This is a genomic window from Cupriavidus sp. HY129 (assembly GCF_059492215.1).
This window is the reverse complement of record NZ_CP083254.1, coordinates 1806741-1823367: the sequence shown is the minus strand read 5'-3', so window position 1 is coordinate 1823367 and position 16627 is coordinate 1806741. Positions and strand designations below refer to the sequence as shown.

Here is a 16627-nt window from a genome sequence, read left to right as displayed (position 1 = left end):
GGCGATGCCCGGCGCGACATCCCGGTTCCCTGACGTCGCGTATGCCCCTCAGTACGAGATCTTCGCGCTGAGGCTGATCGCGCGCGGATCACCCGGCTGGATGTACTCCGCGTACTGGAAGCCCCAGTAGCGCTTGTTGGTCAGGTTGGTCAGCGCTGCCCGCAGCGTCAGTTCCTTGCCCGCCACGCGCGTGCTGTAGGTCGCGCCAAGGTTGAAGATCGTGTAACCACCCAGCGTGAGGTCGCCTGCTGGGCGCAGCTTGGTCGTGCCCGTGTACTTGCCGTCGATGCCCACCTTCAGGCCCGGCACGTACGGAATGCGATACGCCAGCCGGCCGGTCAGGATGAAGCTGGGCGCGCCCGCCACGCGGTTGCCGTTGTAGGTCTGGCCCTTGTCGTAGTAGCTGTCCAGATACATGGCGCTGCCGCCCACTTCCCATTGGGAGCCGATGCGCGCGGCGCCAGCCAGCTCCGCGCCCTGGTAGATCGACAGGCCATCCTGCACCAGCACGTTCTGCGAGTTGGTGTACTCGGCACCGCGCTCGATGCGGAACAGCGCCGCCGTGCCGGTCCAGATGCCCTGATCCGTCTTCGCGCCGATTTCGTATTGCTTGCTCTTGACCGGATTCAGTTGCGCGCCCGCGTTCGCGAACGTCGTGCCGACCGTGGTGCCGCCGTCGAACGCTTCCACGTAGCTGGCGTACAGCGTGGTGCTCGGCATCGGCTTGAACATCAGCGCGACGGTCGGCGTCAGCAGGCCGGACTTGTCATAGTGGGTGGTGCGCGTGCCGTCGGTCCCGTAGCTGTTCTGCTCGTAGTTGGTGAAGCGCAGCCCGCCCAGCACCGACCAGCGCTCGGTCAACTGGATCGTATCGCTCATGAACAGCGCCTTTTGCGTGATGTCGCTGGCACGGTACTTGTTGAACGCAACCTGGCTGTAGTAAATGCCGGTGTACGGCTGCGACAGGTTGCCTGGGTCCAGGCTCAGTGACACCGGGTTGCTGCTGTAGCGGTTGATCTGGTTTTGCCACGTCACGCCGCCGACGAACTGGTGCGAGAACGGGCCGGTACGAAACCGGCCTTCGACCATGGTCGTCCACTGGTTGAACTGGTGTCCCTCGGCGCCGTCGTAGCGCAGGTCGGTGTAGTTGCCGCTGCCATCGATCAGGCTCAGGCTCGACTCGTTGCGGCTGCGCGACTGCTTGCTGAAACTGTAGATCGTGCTGACTGTCCAGTCGGCGTTGAGGTTGTAACGCAGGCCCGTGGAGTAGAACTGCAGATTGGAGTAGAAGTGCTGGTCCGGGCCTGCGAACAGGCCACCCCGGCCGCTGACCACGCCTGGCAACTGGCTTCCGGGGGCAAGGCTGTACGTGGTGAAGGTGGGCGTCTGGCCGAAGGTGCTGCGGTCCTGGTAGATGCCGTCGAAGGTCCAGGTCAGGTCTCGCGTGATGCGGGCGTCCAGGCCCAGCGATACGGCGTTGCGGTTCAGCCCGACGGCGTTCGACGGCTTGCCTTCCTCGTGCGTCAGGTTCAGTCGGTAGCCGAACATGTTGTCCGGGCCGGCCCGGCCACCGACGTCGACATGCTCGCTCCACAGGTGGGACGAGCGATAGCCCAGTTCCGCGCTGGCCGTGAAGACGTCGGTCGGCTTCTTCGTGATGTAGTTGACCGTGCCGCCCGGGTTGCCGAAGCCGTACATGAAGCCCGACGCGCCCTTGAGCAGTTCCACCTGTTCGAGCTGTTCGTAGGGCAGCGTGATGCCGTAGCTCACGAACGGCATGCCGTTGATCTTGAAGCCGTTCTGCCAGTCGAGCTGCAGCCCGCGCACGGTCAGGTAGGACGACCATGCATTGTTCGCGTTGCTGTTGTCGGAGACCGATGCATCGGTGAAGAACACGTCGCCGAGCTTGGTGACCTGGCGTTCGGCCAGGTCGTCGCCGGTGATGACCGTGGTAGAAAACGGTGTGTCGAGTTGTTTCCGGGAACCGAGCGCACCACTGGTCATGGGCTTGTCCAGATGCGGTCCGACGTCGATTTCCTGTGCCGCGCTCACCGTCACGGTCGGCAGCGCCTGTTCCGGGGCGGTGAGTGTGGTCTGGGCGGTCTGGGCGAACGCGCCAAGCGGCAGGCCCGCGATGACGGCCACGCGGGCGATAAAGACTGTGGCGCGCAGGCGCGACGGGACAGGCTGCCGGTGGGCGGGGCGGGCGGCCGGAAACTGGCGGGATGACATTGGAGCTGGCTCGTTCGGTTTTTGTTGATAGTGTAAATACGAACAATTCGTATTTACACTATGGGAGGCCGAATCATGCCCAGTGATCCATTGAGTCGTCAAGCAAGCCCTTGTTACCGAAGCGGCATTTATCGCTTTGGCCGCTCTAGCTGCCTTGTCTGTCGCGTTTTCGCATTCCGGCAAGGTACCGGAACGGGGTTCAGCGTAGCCCCAACTGCACTTCGAGGTTGTGAGCCAGCGTCACCAGCCGGGGGCCGACGAACTGCTCGACCGCATGGAATCTGCCCGGCTGCGCCCGGATGCCGCTGTTGATCACGAACCACTGCGAGTCAACGGGCTTGCACAGAGGCACGGCGAAGCCGAACACGTCATGGCGCCACTCGGCGCGGTTCGTGCAGTAGCCCAGCCGCTCCAGGTCCTTGCGTGCCTGGGACAGTCCCGGCGCTCCCCGTGCGAAGGCCTCGGGGTCCTGTAGACGCAGGCGGTTCAGCACCGGGTCGCGCAGGTCGGCTGGCGCGCGGCAAAGCCAGGCCTTGCCGATGGCCGTCGTCAGCATCGGCAGCGCGGCACCGATATCGGGCGGCACTACGAGGTTGTCCGTCGAACGCGCGGTCTCGACGTAGATCATCTGCGTCCGGTCGCGGATGCCGAGCGAGACCGCGCCGCCCATCTCGTCGGCCAGCGCCTTCATCAACGGCCGTGCAATCTGGCGAATCGGCATGCTGGCCAGCAGTGGGTAGCCCGGCGCTAGCACGGGTGCGCCCAGCCGGTATTTGCCGAGGGCGGTGTCATGGCGCAGATAGCCGAGCGCGCTGAGCGTGTGCGTGAGCCGGGCCACGGTCGATTTCGACAGCCCGGTGCGCTGCACGAAGTCCTTGTTGCCCAGCAGCGATTCGCCTGCCCGATAGGCCAGCAGGATGTCCAGCCCGTTGGCCAGCGTGGTGGCGAACTGGCGGTCGCGGGCGTCGTCCGGAGGGATGTCGGTGGCGCCCATCGTCACTCCCAGGCCACCAGTGTTTCCACCTGCGCCACCAGCTTCAGCAGGCGCGGCCCCATCTCGCGTTCGAGCTTCCGGGGCGTCATGCGCACCGCGGGCACGCCGCAGTTGAAGACCAGAATCTCGCCGTCGATGGGAGTACGCATCGGCACGGCCACGGCGTGAACGTCGCGCTGCCAGTCGCCACGTGACCGGGTAAAGCCGAGCGTCGCCAGTTCCTCGATGGCCGTATCCACGGCACCCCCCAGCCGGTGGTAGTCGTCCGGCTCGGCCTCTCGCAGCGCGTCGAGCAGGCGGTGGCGCACGTCTTCCGGCGCTCGTGCCAGCCATGCCCGGCCCATCGCCGTGGCCAGCATCGGCAGGGATGCGCCGATGTCTGGACGAAACGCGATCGCGTCGTGACCCCGGCTGGTTTCGACGTAGACCATGCGCAGCCGGTCGCGCAGCCCCAACGATACGGAGCCGCCAACCTGATCGGCCAGCGCTTTCATAAGCGGCCGGGCCAGCTGCCGCACGCGCAGGCTGGCCAGCAGTGGATAGCCAAGCGAGAGGGCGGTCGAGCCCAGCCGATAGCGGCGCAAATGGGTGTCGTAGAGCAGCAGTCCGCGTGCCGCCAGCGTGTAGGTCAGCCGGCTGATGGTCGCTTTCGACAGACCGGTGCGCTCGGCCAGTTCCTTGTTGCCGAGCACGGTCTCGCCTACGCGAAAACACTGCAGCAACGCCAGGCCGTGGGCCAGCGTGGTGGCAAAGGCGGGATCGGGGTGATGGGGGCGCGTTGGCATCTGGCGTTTGGTTTGGCGTTCATCTTACCGAAGCAATGTGCCGATTGCGCAATGGTTGTTCAAGATAGCGAAACAACGGTGCCGGCATTCGGGAGGCGCGCGTACGCTCCTCGACATCAAAAATCATGGTGGAGCGAGACGATGATCCGGGACCCCGAAGCTTTCGATGCCTTTCTGCAGACCCTGCGGCGCTTTGTGCGCGAGAAGCTGGTGCCACGCGAGGCCGAGGTGGCCGAACGTGACGAGGTGGCGCAGGATCTGGTCGACGCCATGGCTGCGCAGGGCATGTTCGGCTACTCGATTCCCGAGCAATACGGCGGCGCCGGCATGACCACCGAGGAACTGGTGCTGGCGGCGATGGAGTTGTCGCAGTGCTCGGTGGCGTTTCGGGCGCGGGTCGGCACCAATACCGGCATCGGCTCAGAAGCGCTGGTGGCTGATGGCACGGCCGCCCAGAAACAGCACTATCTGCCGCTGCTGGCCAGCGGGCAGATCACCGGATCGTTTGCGCTGACCGAGCCCGAGGCCGGCTCCGACGCCACCGCGCTGCAGACCACGGCCGTGCACGATGGCGACGCCTACATCCTCAACGGCACCAAGTGCTTCATTACCAATGCGCCGATCGCTGGCCTGTTCACGGTCATGGCGCGTACCGATCCCGCCAATCTGGGCGCAGGCGGTATCTCGGCCTTTATCGTGCCGCGCGAGACACCGGGGCTGAGCACGGGCCGGCCGTACCAGAAGATGGGCCAGGCCGGATCGCCGGTGTCCGAGGTGCATTTCGACAACTGCCGCGTGCCGGCGGCCAACCTGATCGGCGGCGAGGAAGGCAAGGGCTTCCGCACCGCGATGAAGGTGCTCAACAAGCAGCGTATCCATCTGGCCGCGCTGTGCACCGGGCCCGCGATCCGGATGCTCGACGACGCGGTGCGCTTCGTTACCGAACGCAAGCAGTTCGGGCAGGTGCTGGCCGATTTCCAGCTGGTGCAGGCCATGATCGCCGATTGCCAGACCGATATCCACGCGGCGCGGGCGCTGATTCTGGAAACGGCACGCAAGCGAGATCTGGGTGAGGACGTGACGATGCAGGCGTCGATCTGCAAGTACTTTGCGTCCGAGATGTGCGGCCGCGTGGCCGACCGCTGCGTGCAGTTGTTTGGTGGCTACGGCTACATCGCCGATTACGGCATCGAGCGCTTCTATCGCGATGTGCGCCTGTTCCGCCTGTACGAAGGCACCAGCCAGATTCACCAGCTCAACATCGCCAAGCGGACCTTTGCCCAGGCCGGCGGCCAGCGCTGAGCGGGCTATCCAGAACCCAGACCCCAGACCCAGATCCACGGAGAGAATCATGATCAAGCCCCTGATCGCGGCGGCCGGCATGTCGTTCGGCATGTCTTTCGGCCTGCTTGTCGGCATGGCCCCTGCGCACGCCGAGGCCCCTTATCCGAACAAGGTCATCAGGCTGGTGGTGCCGTTCGCGCCGGGCGGGTCCACTGATATCGTCGCCCGGCTGATTTCCGAACCGCTGCGCGACGAACTGGGCCAGACGGTAATCGTCGACAACCGGCCGGGCGCGGGTGGCAATATCGGCGGCGACATCGTTGCCAAGGCGGCGCCGGACGGCTACACGCTGCTGCTGGCCGCCGCCGGGCCGACCGTCATCAATCCGAGCCTCTACCCGAAGATGTCCTACGATCCGGTGCGCGATCTGGCCCCGGTAACGATGATCGAGCGCGAGCACAACGTGATGGCGGTCAATGCGTCGCTGCCAGTCAAGAATGTGCAGGAGTTCATTGCCTACGCCAAATCGCACCCGAACCAGCTTTCGTTCGGATCGCCGGGCAACGGCAGCCCCGCGCAACTGGCCGGGGAACTGTTGAACCAGACCGCGGGCATCAAGCTCCAGCACGTGCCATACAAGGGTAGCGGCCCGGCCGTGGCAGACCTGATCGCCGGCCATATCACACTGCTGATCGACAACATGCCGGCGCTCTGGCCGCACGTTCAGTCGGGCAAGCTGCGCGCGCTGGCCGTGACCAGCGAGAAGCGCGCTACGGCGGCGCCGGGCTTGCCGACGGCACAGGAAGCCGGGCTCAAGGGCTATGTGGTGACGGCGTGGAAGGGCCTGATGGTGCCTGCGCATACCCCGCGTCCGGTCGTCGACAAGCTCAACCAGGCGATAGTGAAGATCCTGGCGCGGCCCGAACTGCGCAAGAAGCTGGTGGAACTGGGCGCGGAGCCGGTGGGCGATACGCCCGAGCAGTTCGGTCAACAGATTCGTGCCGATGCGGCGTGGTGGGCCGCGCTGGTCAAGTCCACTGGTACCACCCTGGAATGATGGCCATGGGAACCAATATTGCAGAACTGCGCGGCAAGGTGCGGCAATTCGTCGAACGGCACGCGATCCCGAGCGAAGACCCTGCACTGGCGCACGACGTGCAGCGCCTTGACGTCGTGGTCCGGCGGCTGCAGGGTCTGGCACGGGAGGCAGGCATCTACGCCCCTCATCTGCCGCCCGGGCACGGCGGGCTCGGGCTCGACTGGCAGGCGCGTGCCGAGATCCTGGAGGAAGCCGGCCGCAGCTTCCTTGGCGCTCCGGCGCTGAACTGCGCGCCGCCCGACCAGCCGAACATGATCAACCTGATGCGCCACGGCAACGCCGCGCAGCAGGCGCGCTATCTGCAGCCGCTGGTGCAGGGGCAGATCCGCTCGTGTTTCGCCATGACCGAACCGGCGCCCGGCGCGGGCTCCGATCCGTCGATGCTACGCACCACCGCCACGCGTCAGGATGGCAAATGGGTCATCAACGGCCACAAGTGGTTCATCAGCGGGGCCGTGGATGCGGCATTCGCAATCGTGCTGGCGCGCACCGATGAGGCGGCCGGTACTGGCGCCACGATGTTCATCGTCGATACCGACAACCCCGGCTACCGCCTCGTGCGGAACATCGCGGGGATGGACGGCTATCAGGTAGGTGGCCACGGCGAGATCGTATTCGAGCAGTGCGTGGTCGATGACGACGCGGTGCTTGGCCAGGTCGGGCAGGGCTTTGCCTATGCCCAGGCGCGGCTGGAGCCCGCCCGGCTGTCGCACTGCATGCGTTTCATCGGCCGCGCGTCGCGTGCGATGGAGATCGCCCAGCAGTACGCCGCGCAGCGCGAGTCGTTCGGGCAACGGCTGGCCGATCTGCAGCAGGTGCAGGCGATGGTGGCCGATTCGCATATCGACCTGCACGCCAGCCGGCTGATGGTGCGCGATTGCGCGCGCAAGATGGACGCCGGGGAATCGGTCAAGCACGACTCCGCGATGACCAAGATCTTCGTGTCCGAAGCGGTCTGGCGCGTGGCTGACCGCGCGGTGCAGATCATGGGCGCGCTCGGTATTTCCGATGACACCCCGGTCTCGATGATCCAGCGCGAACTACGCCCGTTCCGGATCTACGACGGCGCGTCCGAACTGCATCGTGCCACGCTGGCACGTCGCATCTTCCAGCACGGGCTGCGCCCGTGAATCCGCAGTCAACCGCAAGCAATCGCATGAATCCCGAAGCAGATCAACCCGGTGGCCCGCTGGCCGGGGTACGCATCCTCGACATGGCCACGGTCATCGCCGCGCCGTTCTCCAGCACGCTGTGCGCGGATATGGGCGCCGACGTCGTCAAGCTCGAACTGCCCGACGGCAGCGACCCGCTGCGCGGGCTGGCTCCGGTCAAGGGTGATCTGGCGCTGTACTGGAAGGTGACCAATCGCGGCAAGCGCGGCATCACGCTGGACGTACGCAAGCCGGCCGGGCGCGCATTGTTCCTGCGGATGCTGCCGGACTTCGACGTGCTTGTGGAGAACTTCCGGACCGGTACGCTTGATCGCTGGGGGCTCGATATCGACACGCTGCGGCGGGCCAATCCGCGTTTAGTGGTGCTGCGCCTGACCGGCTTCGGACAGACCGGCCCGTACGCGCAGCGCGCCGGGTTTGCGCGCATTTTCGAGGCGATGAGCGGTTTCACGAACCTGACCGGCGAGACGGGCGGGGCGCCGTTGCATATGAACTACCCGATGGGCGACATGGTGGCGGGCCTGTTCGGCGCGTTCGCGATTGCCAGCGCCATCGCCGAACGTCGCCGGCCTGGCAACGAGGCCATGCCGGGCCAGGAAATCGACCTGGCCGCCACCGAGGCGCTGTTCCGGTTGCTGGAGCCGCTGGCGGTCGAGTACGAGCAGCTTGGGCAGGTCCGCCAGCGCGCGGGCAATCGCGCCACGTATACCGCGCCGTCGAACATGTATGCCACTGCCGATGGCCAGTGGGTATCGCTGGTGGCATCGTCGGGTCCGATCTTCCGGCGCCTGTGTCTGGCGATCGGGCGGCCGGGCATGGCCGACGACCCGCGTTTCGCCACCAACCCGTCGCGGGTGCGCCATCTGGACGCGCTCGATGAAGTCGTCGCCGGGTGGTTCGGCAGCCATGCCTATGCGGATGTGGCAAGCACCCTCGAGGCGCACGAAATTCCGTTCAGCAAGATTTTCTCGATCGCCGATATCGTCGACGATCCGCACTTTCAAGAACGGCAGGCCATCGTCAGGCTGCCGGATCCGGACCTGGGGTCGATCCCGGCACCCTGCGTGGTGCCGAGGTTCGCCGGACATACCCCACCGCCGGCCAGGAGCGGGCCGGGGGTCGGCGAGCACAATGCGGAAGTCTACGGCGCGCTGGGACTGACGGCCGCCGACCTGACCGGGCTGCGCGAGGGCGGGGTGATCTAGGCGGGCGGCGGCATGGTTGTTGCGTTGCGGCACCTGGGCGGCTGGTCAGAGAAATGCCGACAGACTGGTGGTGTCGCAATCAGGTAGACTCGGCGAGTCCGATACCCGAATCCCGGTGGCTCGGGTTCCAGGACGCAAGGAGATGCCACGCATGTACGCAGCAGAGTCCGCGCTTGACCACCGTACCGCCGATCCCGCGCCTTCAGGCGCGCCGGCCGCCGCGCCAGCGGAAACCCGGACGGAGGCCGCCACACGGGACCTTCGCCGCGTGCCGATTCACCCCGATCACTGGTATCCACTGGCCTGGTCCCGCGAGGTCAAGGCCGGCCAGGCGCATGGCGTCCAGTTCGCTGGCGACCCGATCGTGCTCGTGCGCACCGCAACCGGAAAGATTTTCGCGCTGGAGGATCGCTGTGCTCATCGGCAGGTGCCGCTCCACGCGGGTGTGGTGGATGGCGAGTCGATTCGTTGCTGCTATCACGGCTGGACATACGATTGTTCGGGGCGCTGCATCGACGTGCCTTACCTGGGCAAGGAGCGCCTGCCGAACGGCGTGCGTGCCTATCCGTGCGAAGAGCGCGCGGGCCTGATTTTTGTCTTCCCGGGCAATCCGGCGCTGGCCGGACAACAGCCGCTGCCGGAATTCGCCTCGGTGGCGGACAAGCACTACAAGACACGACGCTTCGGCCGCGAGGTCAAGTGTCACTATTCCTTCATGCACGAGAACCTGATGGACATGAACCATCAGTTCCTGCATCGGCGGCAGATGGGCATGATGCGCGCGCGGTCGCTAGGCCGCCGCCGTGGCGCCGACTTCGTGGAGGTGGACTACACCTTCTCGCGCGAAGGCGGCAAGCAGCCAATGGGCGAGGCGCTCGTCTTCAGCAAGGAAGGCGGCGAAGGCAACAAGGACGTGATGACCGTCCGCACCGGCTACCCGTACCAGACGCTGAAAATCCGCTCAGGCAGCGGGACGCTCGTGATGGATCTCTGGATCGCCTATGTGCCGCTGGACGCGGCGCAACGCACCAACCGCACGTTCGGGATGCTGTCGATCCGCCGCCCCGGCATTCCTTTCGCGCTGGACCTGGCCTGGCCGCTACTGGTCTGGTTCACCGAGCGGATCTTCAAGGAAGACCGCTGGATCGTCGAGCGCGAGCAGGAAGCCCATGACCGCCAGGGTGAGGACTGGAATCACGAGGTATTCCCGGTCATCCGCGATCTGCGCGACCTGCTGCGCGAGTGCGGCGGCCGCACGGTCATTCCGATCCAGCGGCTGGAGACCCAGGCTTGAGGCGGTCGACAGGCAAGGTACGCGTAACGCGGCGCGACATATTCACAACTTTTACGGGTGAGAGGGGCGAATGGGAGACACGCGTCGATTGGCGGGTCTGTTTGGTCGTTTCCTGGTCGTCATGATCGCGGCGTTCCTGACCGCCTGCGCGGGCTTGCCGCAGCGGCCGGAACTGCAGCCCGAAGTGGCGCTGCGCGATACCAGCGATACGGTGATAGCCAGAGAACTGGCGCCACAACTGGCCGCCCATCCGGGCGAGTCCGTGTTCTATCCGCTGGCCGCAGGCACGGATGCGTTCGCCATGCGTATCGCACTGGCTCGCGTGGCGCAGCGCTCGCTCGATATCCAGTACTACATCTACGAAACGGACGATACCGGCCTGACGCTGCTGGCCGCCATCATGGCCGCGGCAGACCGTGGCGTGCGGGTGCGGCTGCTGCTCGATGACATCCATCTGGCCGGGCAGGACAAGATGCTGCAGGTGATCGACGCGCATCCGAACATCGAGGTGCGGGTGTTTAATCCGTTCGCCAGCCGAAATGTGCGCTTGCTCGAGTACGTCACCGCTTTCAGCCGGATCAATCGGCGGATGCACAACAAGTCGATGACTGCCGACAACCAGCTCACCATCGTCGGCGGGCGCAACGTCGGCGACGAGTACTACGGCGCGGCGCAAACCGATTTCAGCGACCTGGATCTTCTGGCGGCCGGGCCGGTGGTGCCAGAGGTGTCGGCCGTGTTCGACGATTACTGGAACAACGAAGCCGCTTACCCGATCTCGACCCTGGAAAAGCCGCTCACGGGCAAGGAAGCCGCCGAGCAGCAGGAGAAGCTGCGCAACGCCGTCGACGATCGCGCCATCGCCGTGAGTGCGACGCCGTATGGCAAATCCGTGCTGGAGTCCGGGGTCGTGCACGCGATTCACCAGGGCACGCTACCGTCGTTCTGGGGCCGAGCGACGGTTATCGCCGACAAGGCGGCCAAGATCCAGTTGCCGCCCGACGACGATTCCACGCACGCCATCCCGCAGCTAGGCAAGATTCTCGACAGCGCCAAGCATGACCTGACGCTGATATCCCCGTACTTCGTGCCGCCCGACGACGCCATGGACTGGCTGACCGGGATGCAGAAGCGGGGTGTCCAGGTGCGCATCCTGACCAATTCGTATGGTGCGACGGACGTGACGGCGGTGCACGCGGGCTATGCGCCGAGGCGCGAGGCCTTGCTGAGGGCTGGGGTGATCCTGTACGAACTGAAGCCATCGGCCTACGCCGAACTGGCCAAGGAAAGAAAGTCCCATCGCAGCGGCCCGGGCGGTAGCAGCCGCGCCAGCCTGCACGCCAAGACCTACATGGTGGATCGACACCAGCTGTTTATCGGATCCCTGAACCTGGATCCGCGTTCGGCACGGCTCAATACCGAGATGGGTATCGTGGTCGACAGCGCGCCGCTATGCGAGATGTTTGGGAAAGTGATCGACGCCGCGTTGCTCGACGTCGCCTACCAGGTCGTGCTCGAGACTGATCCCGCGACCGGCAAGGAGCAGATGGTGTGGGTGACCCAGGAGGACGGCGTCCTGCGCACGTATCGCAGCGAGCCCGACATGAACGCCTGGGACCATTTCAAGCAGGGCGTGTTGCGGATGCTGCCGGTGGAATCGCAGTTGTAGCGAATGACTCTGCGTGTTGTTCTCCCCCCTCCCGCATGGCGTGAGAAGGGGGAGAAGAACCGCCTCGGGCTCAGCGCTGCACCAGCGCCTTGAAACCCTCGATCAGCCTGTCGATATCGGCTGCCGTGATCGCGCCCATCGTCGAGATGCGGAACAGTTGCGAAGACAGGCCGCCCTGGCCGGCGTAGATCACGAATCCACGGGCCTTCAGGCCGTCGTGAAGCTGCTCGTACGTGACGCCGTTGGGCAAGCGGTAGGCGCGCAGCACCACCGACGACTGCTCGGCGGGCCAGAGTGCCTCGATGCCCAGCGCGGCCAGACCGGCGCGCGCCTGTTCGGCCAGCGCCGCATAGCGCTGGTGACGACCTTTCCAGCCGCCTTCTTCCTGATGCTCGCGCAGCGCTTCCACCAGCGCGTAGTACGCATGGACGGACGGCGTGAACGGCGTGTTGCGCTGGTCCTGCAGCTTTGCCAGGCGAACGAGATCCAGGTAGTACGTACGGGTTGCCGCATGGGTCAGCGCGGCGCGGCGCGCAATCACAAAGGCCGCGCCCGGCACGCCGTGCAGGCACTTGTTCGCCGTGGAGCATACCGCGTCGATATTGCCGCTGAAGTCGATCGCTTCCGCACCGAAGCTGCTCACCGTGTCCACCAGCAGACGCACGCCACGTGCCTGGCACAGGCGGTCGATCGCCGACAGGTCATTCAGGCGACCCGTAGTGGTTTCGTGATGGATCACGGCCACGTGGGTGATGGCGGGATCTTCGGCCAGCGCCGCGTCGATGCGGCCCAGGTCGGGCGCATCCATCCATTCGTGCTTCACCAGCGCATGCGCGATCTGGTACTGCGCGGCGATCTGCGCGATGCGCTCGCCGTACACGCCGTTCTGCACGATCAGCAGCTTACCGTTGGCAGGCACCATCGCCGCGATCATGCTTTCCAGCGCAGCCGTGCCGGAGCCGGTCATCAGTACCGCCGTCCATGCCGCTGGGTCGAGCCCGTAGATGTCGAGCAGCCGATCGCGCGCTTCGTCCTGCAGGTCGAAAAACTCGCTTTCGCGATGGCACAGGTCGGTTTGCAGCAGGCTCCGGCGCACGCGTTCCGAAAGCGTGACGGGGCCCGGGTTAAGCAGCAGCATGCTTCTCTCCGGCATGGCCCTGGTCGGCGCCGATCTGGCGGCCAAGGCGCGTCTTGACTTCCACCGGCGTCACCGACGGACGCGGCAGCCCGTCAGGCGTGCCGGCGCGGGTCTGCAGGCAGACGAAATTCGGGCCAGATGTCGCCGTGGCGGCGCTGGCCAGCACGCGGTCGAGCAAGTCGAGATTGTCGCCCTCGATCGCCGAGGCATAGCCGCACGCCGCGGCAACACCTGCGAACGAGACGTTGTGCGACACCGTGGCCTGGCCGCCGGTCGAATCGTGTGCGTTGTTGTCCAGCAGCACGTGCGTCAGATTGGCCGGGCCATACGCGCCAAGCGTGGCGAACACGCCCATGCGCATCAGCGCCGCGCCGTCACCGTCGACGGCCACGACCTTCAGGTCCGGACGCGCCATGGCCAGCCCCAGCGCGAACGGCGTCAGGCAGCCCATCGAGCCAACCATGTAAAGCTGGTTGGGACGATCGTCTAGCGCGTACAGTTCACGACCGCAGAAGCCGGTGGAGGCGAGCACAACGGTGGAATCCACCGGCGTGTGGGCGATCACGCGTTGCAGCGCCTCCTGGCGGCTTGGCAGCGGCGTGGCGCCGGAACGCGACACTTGCGGCGTTGCCTTCGCGCGCGCCACGGGTGGCGTCTGCGCCTTGAGCGGGTAGGGCGCCACGCTGCCCTTCTGCATGATCAGCGCGTACGGACGGCCGGTGGCATCCATATGGGCGATGGCGCGGTCCAGCGCCGGGCCGACGGCATCGGGCTCGGTCGGGAACAGCTCCCACGGGATCTCCATCGTGTCGAGCATGGCAGGCGTGACCGGGCCCATCAGCGCGTGCTGGGGCTCGTCCGACGCGCCGCCGGGTTGCCCGCGCCACGTGACGATCAGCAACTGCGGCAGGCGGAACGTCCACGTCAGCGATGTGAGCGGGCTCACGGCGTTGCCGAGGCCCGAGTTCTGCATCATCGTGATGCCGCGCACGCCATTGCGCGCGCCCTGCGTCACGCCAGCGATAAAGGCCACGGCATCGCCTTCATTGGCGGCCGACACGTAATGCAGGGAAGGGTCCTGCACCACATAATTGATGAACGGCGTCAGGTACGAGCACGGTACGCCCGCGTACCACTCGAAACCGCGCTCGCGCGCGGCTTCCACGAACTGGACGGCCTCGATCATCGGGCAGTCTCTCCGTCGTTGTTGCCCAGCGCGTACGGCGTCTGCGTGTGCGCGAAGTCTCCGGCCCGGCGGAAGTCCTCCAGGTCGTTCACGCCGCGCCAGTGGCCGTGTACGTAACGCACCTCGACCTTCTCGCCGGCTTCGACCAGCGCGTTGATCAGATCGGGCATGTCGAGCGAGTCGAAGTCGGGCCGTTGGCGCAGCTCGGCCAGCAGCTTCTGCAGGCGCGCGCGGCCTTCGCCCCGCACGTTGAGCAGACCGATCCAGCGGCCATGCGGCTGTCCGTCGGTAGCGGCCGGCGTGTCGGAGATCTTGCGCAGCAGTACCTTCTGGCCGAACAGGTCGCGGTCGTCGGCGGTTGAGCACCATGCGAAATCGCGCACGCTCTGGTTCGACGGGGCGGACTCCGACGAGTCGACCACCACGCTGAATGGCGCATCGGTTTCCAGCAGGTCGCGCAGGATGTAGCTGCGGAACATCAGGTCGCCATAGGCGACAACGGTGTCGGTCTCGAGCGAATCGGCGGCGCACGCCAGCGAAGCGAGCTCGCCGGTGGCGGCATGGCGCTCGTTGCGCACCAGCTTGATGCCGGCCGCGTCGATCGCCTCGGCCTTGTAGCCGCCCACCACGGTGATGTCGTTGATGCCCTGGTTCTTGAAGCCGTCGACCAGCCAGCGCAGCAGCGGCTTGCCGGCTACCGGCAGCATGATCTTGGGCTTGTCTTCGGTCAGGGCCTCCAGGCCCTTGCCGCGTCCGGCCGCAAGCACCACGGCGGAGCTGGGCGCCTGGCCACCGGTCAGGTAGATCTTCTCGGCGGCCGAGTATTCGTCGGCATCCTGCAGGCGGAAGATCTCGTTGACGGTGGCGATGCGGTCTTCCACATTGACCAGCGTCTGGTTGTCGTGGATTTCGCGGGCCACGGCCTGCATCGACGATGCTGCCACGCGGATCAGGTGGTTGGCCCAGATCACGAGGCTGATGCCGGCCTTGCGGAACACGTCGGTCGGCGTGCTGTAGTACTTGGTGGGAACGATCACCAGCGGCGCGCGCCCGGCCCATTCGCGCGCGAAGGTCACGATCTCGTCGGCCTTCGACAGCTTGCTGTGGATCAGGATGGCGTCGGCGCCGGCCTGACGGTACGCCTCGGCGCGGCGCAGGGCTTCTTCCATGCCCCAGCCGGCGATCAGCGCTTCGACACGCGCGACGATCGAGAAGTCGTCGTCGGCCTGCGAATCCTTGCCGGCCTTGATCTTGCCGCAGAACTCGTCGATATCGGCCAGCGGCTGCTGCTCGCCGCCGATGAAGCTGTTGGTCTTCGGGAAGATCTTGTCTTCGATGCAGACCCCGGCGATGCCGCGCTGCTCGAGCTTGCGCACCAGTCGGCGCACGTTGTTGAAGTTGCCGTAGCCGGTGTCGCCATCCAGCAGGATCGGCAGGTCGCTGGCATCGGCCATGAATTCGAGGTTGTCGACCACCTGGGTCCAGCTTGCCTCGTTGTTGTCGCGCACGCCGAACTGGGCGGAGATGGCCAGGCCCGAGGCCCAGATGCCCTTGAAGCCGGCCTCGCGCACGATGCGCGCGGACAGGCCGTTATGGGCTTCCATGATGAATTCGAGTTCGTTCGAGCGCAGCATCTGGCGCAGGCGGGCGCTGCGCGAAGTGGCGAGGAGGTTCGGGTCGTGGGCGTTCATTGGGCGATTCCTACGGGCTGCAGTTGGGGCAGGACTTCTTCGGCGGCACGGGCCACATCGCCCGGGAAATCGATCTCGATCCAGGGCGCGCCGGTGACGTCGGCGGTATCGAATGTGTGGGAGCGTTCCAGCAGCAGGTCGCGCACCGCTTCTTCGTGCGGCATGTTGGCGCGGCCGCCATCGACGTAGCCCTTGACGATCTCGGCCAGACGTTGGGCGCAGTCCTGCTTGAAACGGAAAAAGCCGACCGATTCGCCGATCGTGTCATACGAGAGATCGGCCATGAGCTGCTTGCGCAGTTCCACGGGCACGCCATCCTTCAGACACAGCTTGACGGGCTCGTCGCCGGCCTCGAAATCGCGGTCGATCAGCAGACGGTTGACGGTCTCGCCGGCCACGAGCTTGCTCATGATGCGCTCGTCATAGAGCACGTCGGCGTCCATCAGCAGCACGTCGCCACCGCGCGTCATGGCATCCGCCACGGTGTGCACGGTCAGCACGCTGCCCAGGTCGTAGCGGGGATTGATCACGACTTCGGCCGAGCGGTTCAGGCGGGCCAGTTCGGCCTGCACCTGTTCCGGCTCGAAGCCGAGCGCGAGCACGACTTCGGTCACGCCGGCGGCGTCGAGCATACGCAGATGACGCTCGAGCAGCGTGACGCCGTCAAAACGCAACAGGCACTTCGGGAATTGCTTGCCCGGCTGTTGCTGAAGTCGCAGGCCAAGGCCCGCGGCAAGAATGATTGCTCGCATTGACTTGTTCTCACATGCAAAGAAACTGCTGGGGGCTTAAAAGCCGTTTCAAAAAAATTCTGGCGTCGTTGCGGGGCCCTGCCGTACGACTTGTACTGTCTGCTGCCCCCCGCCTAGCCAGAACCG

General features: G+C 65.8%; 13 protein-coding genes. 6 read left to right on the top strand and 7 right to left on the bottom strand.

What is annotated here, in order from left to right; genetic code table 11:
* Nucleotides 1–48 precede the first annotated feature (48 nt).
* From K6G35_RS08225 to K6G35_RS08215, 3 genes are all read right to left on the bottom strand, one after another.
* Nucleotides 49–2232, bottom strand: a complete 2184-nt coding sequence (locus tag K6G35_RS08225; RefSeq protein WP_495675542.1) for a TonB-dependent siderophore receptor — start codon at nt 2230–2232, stop codon at nt 49–51.
* Nucleotides 2233–2431: 199 nt separating this feature from the next.
* Nucleotides 2432–3226, bottom strand: coding sequence for an IclR family transcriptional regulator (locus K6G35_RS08220; RefSeq protein ID WP_495675541.1), 795 nt, complete (start codon nt 3224–3226; stop codon nt 2432–2434).
* 2 nt (nt 3227–3228) lie between these two features.
* Nucleotides 3229–4011 (bottom strand): IclR family transcriptional regulator, encoded by a 783-nt coding sequence (locus tag K6G35_RS08215; protein WP_035882707.1) that lies wholly within the window; start codon nt 4009–4011, stop codon nt 3229–3231.
* A 141-nt stretch (nt 4012–4152) separates the two neighbouring features.
* Between K6G35_RS08215 and K6G35_RS08210 the strand changes: the two genes are divergently transcribed.
* From K6G35_RS08210 to K6G35_RS08185, 6 genes are all read left to right on the top strand, one after another.
* Nucleotides 4153–5313: an acyl-CoA dehydrogenase family protein gene (locus tag K6G35_RS08210; protein WP_495675540.1), complete on the top strand. Its 1161-nt coding sequence runs from the start codon at nt 4153–4155 to the stop codon at nt 5311–5313.
* 49 nt (nt 5314–5362) lie between these two features.
* The gene (locus K6G35_RS08205) at nt 5363–6352 is read left to right on the top strand and encodes a Bug family tripartite tricarboxylate transporter substrate binding protein (protein ID WP_495675539.1); all 990 of its coding nucleotides are present in this window, start codon (nt 5363–5365) and stop codon (nt 6350–6352) included.
* Entirely contained in the window at nt 6349–7524 is a 1176-nt protein-coding gene (locus K6G35_RS08200) for an acyl-CoA dehydrogenase family protein (protein ID WP_286880586.1), read from the top strand. The genes K6G35_RS08205 and K6G35_RS08200 overlap by 4 nt, the downstream gene beginning before the upstream one ends.
* A gap of 26 nt (nt 7525–7550) precedes the next feature.
* On the top strand, nt 7551–8771 hold the full coding sequence (locus tag K6G35_RS08195) for a CaiB/BaiF CoA transferase family protein (RefSeq protein WP_495675538.1): 1221 nt from the start codon (nt 7551–7553) through the stop codon (nt 8769–8771).
* A 151-nt stretch (nt 8772–8922) separates the two neighbouring features.
* Nucleotides 8923–10065 (top strand): Rieske 2Fe-2S domain-containing protein, encoded by a 1143-nt coding sequence (locus K6G35_RS08190; protein WP_008651707.1) that lies wholly within the window; start codon nt 8923–8925, stop codon nt 10063–10065.
* A 70-nt stretch (nt 10066–10135) separates the two neighbouring features.
* Nucleotides 10136–11734, top strand: a complete 1599-nt coding sequence (locus K6G35_RS08185; protein ID WP_495675537.1) for a phospholipase D family protein — start codon at nt 10136–10138, stop codon at nt 11732–11734.
* Between the two features lie 70 nt (nt 11735–11804).
* On the opposite strand, the gene K6G35_RS08180 is transcribed toward K6G35_RS08185, so the two are convergent.
* Genes K6G35_RS08180 through K6G35_RS08165 form a run of 4 tightly spaced genes read right to left on the bottom strand, consistent with a single transcriptional unit; the run spans nt 11805 to nt 16501 of the window.
* Entirely contained in the window at nt 11805–12872 is a 1068-nt protein-coding gene (locus K6G35_RS08180) for a 2-aminoethylphosphonate aminotransferase (RefSeq protein WP_186426522.1), read from the bottom strand.
* The gene (aepY, locus tag K6G35_RS08175; protein ID WP_008651713.1) at nt 12859–14058 is read right to left on the bottom strand and encodes a phosphonopyruvate decarboxylase; all 1200 of its coding nucleotides are present in this window, start codon (nt 14056–14058) and stop codon (nt 12859–12861) included. The genes K6G35_RS08180 and aepY overlap by 14 nt, the downstream gene beginning before the upstream one ends.
* A complete protein-coding gene (aepX, locus tag K6G35_RS08170; protein ID WP_008651714.1) occupies nt 14055–15749 on the bottom strand; it encodes a phosphoenolpyruvate mutase in 1695 nt (564 codons plus the stop codon). The genes aepY and aepX overlap by 4 nt, the downstream gene beginning before the upstream one ends.
* Complete coding sequence (locus tag K6G35_RS08165) at nt 15746–16501, bottom strand: phosphocholine cytidylyltransferase family protein (protein ID WP_008651716.1); 756 nt, start codon at nt 16499–16501, stop codon at nt 15746–15748. The genes aepX and K6G35_RS08165 overlap by 4 nt, the downstream gene beginning before the upstream one ends.
* Nucleotides 16502–16627 lie beyond the last annotated feature (126 nt).

Coding starts and splice junctions, on each gene's coding strand:
- aepY (WP_008651713.1), bottom strand. CDS start 14,058: ATGATCGAGGCCGTCCAGTTCGTGGAAGCCGCGCGCGAGCGCGGTTTC.
- K6G35_RS08180 (WP_186426522.1), bottom strand. CDS start 12,872: ATGCTGCTGCTTAACCCGGGCCCCGTCACGCTTTCGGAACGCGTGCGC.
- aepX (WP_008651714.1), bottom strand. CDS start 15,749: ATGAACGCCCACGACCCGAACCTCCTCGCCACTTCGCGCAGCGCCCGC.
- K6G35_RS08225 (WP_495675542.1), bottom strand. CDS start 2,232: ATGTCATCCCGCCAGTTTCCGGCCGCCCGCCCCGCCCACCGGCAGCCT.
- K6G35_RS08190 (WP_008651707.1), top strand. CDS start 8,923: ATGTACGCAGCAGAGTCCGCGCTTGACCACCGTACCGCCGATCCCGCG.
- K6G35_RS08220 (WP_495675541.1), bottom strand. CDS start 3,226: ATGGGCGCCACCGACATCCCTCCGGACGACGCCCGCGACCGCCAGTTC.
- K6G35_RS08205 (WP_495675539.1), top strand. CDS start 5,363: ATGATCAAGCCCCTGATCGCGGCGGCCGGCATGTCGTTCGGCATGTCT.
- K6G35_RS08215 (WP_035882707.1), bottom strand. CDS start 4,011: ATGCCAACGCGCCCCCATCACCCCGATCCCGCCTTTGCCACCACGCTG.
- K6G35_RS08185 (WP_495675537.1), top strand. CDS start 10,136: ATGGGAGACACGCGTCGATTGGCGGGTCTGTTTGGTCGTTTCCTGGTC.
- K6G35_RS08165 (WP_008651716.1), bottom strand. CDS start 16,501: ATGCGAGCAATCATTCTTGCCGCGGGCCTTGGCCTGCGACTTCAGCAA.
- K6G35_RS08200 (WP_286880586.1), top strand. CDS start 6,349: ATGATGGCCATGGGAACCAATATTGCAGAACTGCGCGGCAAGGTGCGG.
- K6G35_RS08195 (WP_495675538.1), top strand. CDS start 7,551: ATGAATCCCGAAGCAGATCAACCCGGTGGCCCGCTGGCCGGGGTACGC.
- K6G35_RS08210 (WP_495675540.1), top strand. CDS start 4,153: ATGATCCGGGACCCCGAAGCTTTCGATGCCTTTCTGCAGACCCTGCGG.